The organism is Microbacterium sp. MYb72 (assembly GCF_002979415.1).
Classification (GTDB): domain Bacteria; phylum Actinomycetota; class Actinomycetes; order Actinomycetales; family Microbacteriaceae; genus Microbacterium; species Microbacterium natoriense.
This window is the reverse complement of the sequence record NZ_PCOT01000021.1, coordinates 60,132-66,559: the sequence shown is the minus strand read 5'-3', so window position 1 is coordinate 66,559 and position 6,428 is coordinate 60,132. Positions and strand designations below refer to the sequence as shown.

5 protein-coding genes are annotated in these 6,428 nt (G+C 69.4%); 3 read left to right on the top strand and 2 right to left on the bottom strand.

The genetic code is table 11. From position 1 onward, the window contains the following. Positions 1 to 199: 199 nt before the first annotated feature. Complete coding sequence (locus CQ047_RS12765; RefSeq protein WP_105675822.1) at positions 200 to 895, bottom strand: Pr6Pr family membrane protein; 696 nt, start codon at positions 893 to 895, stop codon at positions 200 to 202. Between the two features lie 119 nt (positions 896 to 1,014). Between CQ047_RS12765 and CQ047_RS12760 the strand changes: the two genes are divergently transcribed. The 3 genes from CQ047_RS12760 (at position 1,015) to CQ047_RS12750 (ending at position 5,418) form a co-directional block, all read left to right on the top strand. Next, positions 1,015 to 1,689 carry a GntR family transcriptional regulator gene (locus CQ047_RS12760; protein WP_105675820.1) on the top strand — a complete coding sequence of 225 codons (675 nt, stop codon included), beginning with the start codon at positions 1,015 to 1,017 and terminating at the stop codon, positions 1,687 to 1,689. 146 nt (positions 1,690 to 1,835) lie between these two features. After that, the gene (locus tag CQ047_RS12755) at positions 1,836 to 3,992 is read left to right on the top strand and encodes an adenylate/guanylate cyclase domain-containing protein (RefSeq protein ID WP_105675818.1); all 2,157 of its coding nucleotides are present in this window, start codon (positions 1,836 to 1,838) and stop codon (positions 3,990 to 3,992) included. A gap of 1 nt (position 3,993) precedes the next feature. Continuing rightward, complete coding sequence (locus CQ047_RS12750) at positions 3,994 to 5,418, top strand: mechanosensitive ion channel domain-containing protein (protein WP_105675816.1); 1,425 nt, start codon at positions 3,994 to 3,996, stop codon at positions 5,416 to 5,418. 48 nt (positions 5,419 to 5,466) lie between these two features. Here the strand turns inward: CQ047_RS12750 and CQ047_RS12745 are convergent, their stop codons facing one another. After that, positions 5,467 to 6,405, bottom strand: coding sequence for a DMT family transporter (locus CQ047_RS12745; RefSeq protein WP_105675814.1), 939 nt, complete (start codon positions 6,403 to 6,405; stop codon positions 5,467 to 5,469). Between the last annotated feature and the right edge of the window lie 23 nt (positions 6,406 to 6,428).

The following is a 6,428-nucleotide window of genomic DNA, read 5'->3' as shown; positions in this document are numbered from 1 at the left end:
ACTCGGCCGCGTGGCGGCTGTCCTTCCTGCTGGCGCCTGCGGGCGCGGCGACGTCGGGATCGGGCCCCTCCTGCCCCTGGTGCATCTCCGACCGATCCCTTCATCGCGAGCCCGTGGCCCTGTGCGCTGCGCAGGCCACTCCCTGCCGGCGCATGCTCCAGCAAATATACCGGGATTCAGCTTCGGTGCGAGCGCCGATTCAGTTCGGGCGGATGCCGCGGCGCCGGCCGACCCACACCACGAACACCGCGACGCCGATGATGGCGACCGCGATGCCGACGATGTAGAGCGCCACGGTGCCGTACCCGCCGTCGTGCAGGTGCGGATCGAGGAACGGGTACGGGTACCACCACGGGTCGCCGGTGGCCGGCGCGACGATGAGGTTCGCGCGGAGCAGCGTGTACACCGCCCACACGATCGGGAAGATCGCGGTGATCAGCACGGCGCCCCAGCCCAGGGCCCTGCGCCGCGGGGCGAAGAGCACATCCGCGAGCAGGAAGAGGGGGATCACGACGTGCAGCACCTCGTTCGACCACGGCAGGGTCACGCCCTGCGGCAGCTGGACGTTGCGCAGCAGCAGGTTGTAGACGATGCCGGTGACGATCATGTAGGTGCTCACGCAGACGAGCAGCACCGCGAACCAGTGCGGTTCGGCGACAGAGGCATCGCGCTGCCGGAGCGCCCACACTCCGCCGATCGCGAGCACGATCGCGGCCAGCAGGTTCGACTCGATCGTGAAGAAGCTGAGGAAGTTCGCGGCGACGGTCGGCAGATGCCCGCCCCACTCGGTCGTCGCGTTCATCGCGTTGCTCAGACTCAGCGCGAGCTGCCCGATGATCGCGGCGAGGGCGAGCGCCGCCGCTGCGAGTCGTGCGTAGGGCCACCAGGTTGTCATCGGTCCTCCGATCGACACTGTAGCGCGCGGCTGCCAGGTGGCCCCAAGCTGGGCGGCGTATCATCGACGGCGCGCCGCGAGGGGACCGTGGGCGCCGATGAAGGAGCTGGGAAAGCAAGATGACGGATACGAATCTGTCACTCGACGCGCGGTTGGGGCCGTTCACCGTCGAGGGCATGGCACTGGCGGATCAGATCTTCGACCTCGTGGGGTCCGCGATCGTCGACGGAGTGCTCGAGCCGGGCGAGAAGGTCAACGACAAGGAAGTGGCCGCAGCTCTGGGTATCTCCCGCACGCCCGTTCGGGAGGCGCTGCAGCGTCTCACGTGGGTGGGGCTCGTCGAGGTGTCGCCGAGCCGGTACACCAGGGTGACCCAGGTCACCGACGACGACGTGCTCAGCACTCTCGAGCACATCGGGATGCAGGCGAGCACCGCTCTCCAGTTCGCGATGCGGCGGATGAGCGCCGACGAGCTGGTCGAGGCCGTGTCTTTCCTCGACCGCATGATCGCGGCATCCAGGGCCGACGACTCCGACGCGCTGATGGCCGAGTCGCAGGCGTTCATCGGCTTCCTGGTGGCGAAGTCGGGGAACCCCGTCTTCATCAGGATGATGTCGGAGACGAACCTGCTCGTGGCGCGCAACCTCCGCCACGTCCGCCAGCAGGAGGGTTCGGCCGCCATGCGTGCCGAGTGCTTCGAGGAGATGCGCAACGCGATGCTCCTGGGCGACGCGGATGCCGCTGAGCGCTGGTTCCGCACGCAGCACGGCGTCGGGGTCGACACGGCGCTCTGAAAGACGCGGTCGGGGCGTTCCTGCCCCGCAGCGGTGTTCGGCGACCCCTCCGTGACGCCCGGAGTCAGGCTCCCCCTGGACGCGATATCGGCATATCGCTAGGTTCATGAGGGGATGCCGGACCTGATGCGCGTGGCGGAGGACACATGACCGAGAGCGGACACGGAGTCGACGAGCCGGCACGAGGGAGGCGCAGACTCCGCAGGCCGGGGCTCAGCATCCAGTCGAAGCTCCTCATCATGCTGCTCGGCGTGAGCCTCGTCGCCTCGGTCGTGGTGGGCGCCATCGGCTTCATCAACGGAAGGCAGTCGCTGCACGCGGCATCCGTCGACCAGCTCATCACCATCCGCTCGATGCGCGCGGCCGAGCTCACCGACGCGGTCCACACGATGCGACTCGACGCCTCGCTGCACTCGCGCAACCTCAGCGCGCAGACGCTGTCGACCCAGCTGAACGCCGCGTTCGACGATCTGCAGCAGCGGGAGATCACCGAGGAGCAGCAGGAGCAGCTCGAGACGTACTACGCCGACACCTTCATCCCCGAGCTGGAGGCGCGATCCGACGACGAGTTCGGCTCGGAGGCGTTCATCCCGCAGTCCAACGCCGGTCGGTACCTGCAGCTGCAGTACACCGTGAAGAACCAGGACTTCGACGCCGACTACGACGCCCTCCTCACCGACAACGACAGCGGTGACGGCTCGACCTACGCCGCCGCCGCTGATCGGTACGGCGACTACTTCACCCGCCTCATCCAGCAGGCGGGCTATGAGGACGCGCTGCTGCTGAACCTCGACGGTGACGTCGTCTTCTCGGCGTACAAGGGCGTCGATCTGGGGACGAACGTGAACACGGGCCCGTACCGCGACACGTCGTTCGCCGAGACCTATCGGGAGGTCATCGCGACGAACTCGGTCGACTCGGTCGGAATGACCGACTTCGAGCGATGGATCCCCTCGATGGACGTTCCTGCGATCTGGGTGGTGTCCCCGGTCGGCAACGACAGCCGCATCACGGGAGCGATCGCCTTCCAGGTGCCGCTGAGCCGCATCAACGACGTCATGACCGGCGGCGAGGGGTGGAAGGGCCAGGGGCTCGGCGACACCGGCGAGGTGTACCTCGTCGGCCGGGACGACCTCATGCGCAGCACCTCGCGCATCCTCGTCGAGCATCCGGACACCTATGCCGACCGCCTCGTGAGCGTGGGCATCGCCAAGGACACCGCCGAGCGGATCGTCGACGTCGGCGGCACCGTCCTGCTGCAGCCGGTCAACACGAAGGCCGTCGCCGAAGCGCAGGCGGGCAGGAGCGGCACGATCGAGGGGCGCGACTACATCGGCGGTGAGAGCGTCACCGCCTATGCGCCGCTCGACATCGAGGGGCTCGACTGGGTGATCATCGCGCGGATCGACACGTCGGAGGCGTTCGCGCCCGTCGCGGACTTCACCCGCACGGTGCTGCTGTCGCTGCTCGGCATCCTCCTGGCCGTATCCGTGCTGTCCCTGGTGCTGGCGCAGGTCTTCACCCGGCCGATCCACCGGCTCGTCAGCGCGGTGCACAGGGTCGCCGAGGGTGATCTCGACGTGCAGGTCCCGCACGGGTCGCGAGACGAGTTCGGCGACCTCGGCAGCGCGTTCAACGACATGGCGTCGAGCCTGCGCATCAAACAGGACCTCATCGACGAGCAGCAGAAGGAGAACGAGAAGCTGCTGCACACGCTGATGCCCGAGAGCGTCGCGACTCGTTACAAGCAGGGAGACGAGGCGATCACGGAGGCGCACGAGAACGTCTCGGTGGTGTTCGCCGAGCTCGTCGGCTTCGACGAGCTGGCCCGCGACCTCAGCGGCGAGGAGGAGATCGGACTGCTGAACTCGCTCATGCGCGGCTTCGACGAGGCCGCGGAGAAGGCCGGGGTCGAGAAGGTGCGCACCCTGCGCGGCGGCTACCTCGCGTCATCGGGGCTGGTGGTGCCGCGGGTCGACAACATCCGCCGATCGGTCGAGTTCGCGCGCGGCCTGGTCGGCGTGATCGAGCGCTTCAACGCGCAGAACGGCGCACAGCTCGCGCTGCGCGCCGGCGTCGACACCGGAACGGTGACCAGCGGCCTCGTCGCGCGCACGAGCCTCGCCTACGACCTGTGGGGGGATGCCGTGAACCTCGCATACCGCGTGCGCTCCGTCACAGGAGAGCCCGGCATCTACGTGAGCCAGGCCGTGCGCGACCGCACGAGCGAGATCATCACGTACGTCCAGGCGGGCACGGTGGAGTCCGACGGCAGGACCGAGACGGTCTGGAAGGTCGCCTGACATGACCGAGGCGTTCCAGGACGGCTGGGGCTGGTGGGTGATCGCCCTCGCGGTCGGCGTTCCGGTGGCGTTCGTGGCGCTCACCGAGGCGATCGGAGCGCTCAGCCGACGAGGCAACCCGATCGCGCGCCCGCTGCGGATGCTGCGCAACTGGGTGATCCCGTCGGGAGCGCTGTTCGCCCTCCTCGCGTTCGCGATCCAGTCGCCCGCCGATCAGGTGTGGGTCCGCATCGTCGCGACGGTCTTCGGCTTCCTCCTCATCCTGCTCGTGCTGTCGGCGTTCAACGTCGCGCTGTTCGCCAACGCGAAACCGGGCTCCTGGCGCGAGCGCATCCCCTCGATCTTCGTGGAGATCGCGCGGCTGACCCTCGTGGTGATCGGCCTCGCTCTGCTCTTCTCCTGGGTGTGGGAGGCCGATGTCGGCGGTCTGTTCACCGCGCTCGGTGTGGGATCGATCGTGATCGGCCTCGCGCTGCAGAACGCCGTCGGAGGGGTCATCTCCGGACTGCTCCTCCTGTTCGAGCAGCCCTTCAAGATCGGCGACTGGCTGAACGCCGAAGGCGTGCAGGGGCGGGTCGTCGAGGTCAACTGGCGTGCCGTGCACATCGACACCGGATCCGGCATCCAGATCGTGACGAACGCGACGCTCTCGGGGGCGTCGTTCACGAACATGAGCATGCCGGCGGGCCCGTACTCGGCGGACGCGTCGGTGAGCTTCTCGACCGACGACCCTCCGCACGAGGTGATGGCGCTGCTGCTCGACGTCGCCGACGGGCTCCCGATGCGCTCGCCGGGGGAACGCGCGTCGGTGCTGTACGCGGGCTCAGGCTCCTACGCGGTGACGATCCCGGTCGCCGGCCCCGCCGACGCCTCCGTGGCGCTGTCGATGTACCTCTCCTGGCTCTGGTACGCGGCGCGGCGAAGGGGCTTCGCTCTCGACGGCGACTCGACGGATCCGCTCGCTGAGCCGCACATGCTCGCGCACGCGCTGACCGTGATCGCCCCGACCCTGCATCTGCGGGAGGAGGACACGGAGCCGCTGATGTCGTCGGCCCGGCTCGAGCGCTACGGAGTGGGGGAGGTCGTGCTGCCCAGCGGGGTCGTGCCCGACGAGGTGCGCGTCGTCGTGTCCGGACGCGCCGCCATCGCCGTCGAGGCGGACGGCGGACGGATCGACGTCGGAACCGCGGAGAAGGGCGAGCTGATCGGGCAGACGGCCCTCACCCGGGAGCGCACGCAGGCGGTCACCGTCGCCGGGGAGATCCTCACCGTCGTCGTGCTGCCGCTGGACGTCGTCGACGAGCTGGTCCGCACCCGTCCGCGTCTGGCCTCGGAGATCGGCGAATCGCTGGAGCTCAAGCGTGCGCAGGCCCAGGCGCGGCTCGACGAGCTCGGGGTCGCCCGCGGATCGCTCGGCTCCCGCTGAGCCCGCGGGGGCTCCGCCGGCGCCGCGGCCATGAGCGGCCGATCCTGATCAGGGCGCTGTGGTCGCCCGCCGCCCCCAGGTCATCCGCGTCACGAGCACGCCGAGCAGGCAGAGCGCCCCGCCGAGGAACATCAGCGGGGTCGGCACTTCGCCGAGGATCATCCACGACATCAGGATCGCGATCGCCGGGACGACGTAGGTGGTGGCGGACGTCTGGCCCGCCGTGCTCCGCTGCAGCACGTAGGCCCAGGTCGTGAACGCGATCGCGGTGGGGAAGATGCCGAGGTAGACGACCCACAGCGTCGCGTCGAGCGGCGCGGTCTGCAGGGCGCCGATGAGGCTGCCCGTCCAGGGGAGGAGCGCCACGGTGCCCGCGACGGCGCCGAACCACGTCAGCGTGGTCGCGTCGGCTCCGGCGCTGAGCAGGTGCTTCTGCAGCAGCGTGCACCCTGCGTACATGACGGCGGCGAGCAGGGCGAGCAGCAGGCCGGTGAGGTCGAAGCCGTCTCCGGACGACGTGTTCATGCCGATCAGGACCACGCCGAGGAAGGCGATCGGCGCGCCGATGATGAGGGGCCGCGGAAAGCCCTCGCGCAGGAACAGCCCGCTGAACACGACCACCATGAGCGGGGCGAGGTTCACGACCATCGCGGCCGTGCCCGCGTCGAGCGTGCGCTCGGCGGCGTTGAGCGCGAGGTTGTAGACGCAGAACCAGCCGACGCCCCACAGCACCACGAGAGGGATCTGCCGCCGAGACGGAGGGCGGATGCCGCGGCGCAGCGCGATGAGCCCGAGGGCGACGGCGCCGACCGCCATGCGCAGCAGCGCGAGCGCTCCGGGGTCGAAGTGCGGACCGGCCCCGCGGATGCCGATGAACGCCGAGGCCCACAGCACCACCGTCACCAGGGCCGCGACGAGCACGAGCGGTCCCTGTGCGGGTGTTCCGGCGCTCGCACGAATCCCGGGGCTGCCGGATGCTGCTGACATCCCTCGATTCTGACAGGGGCCTC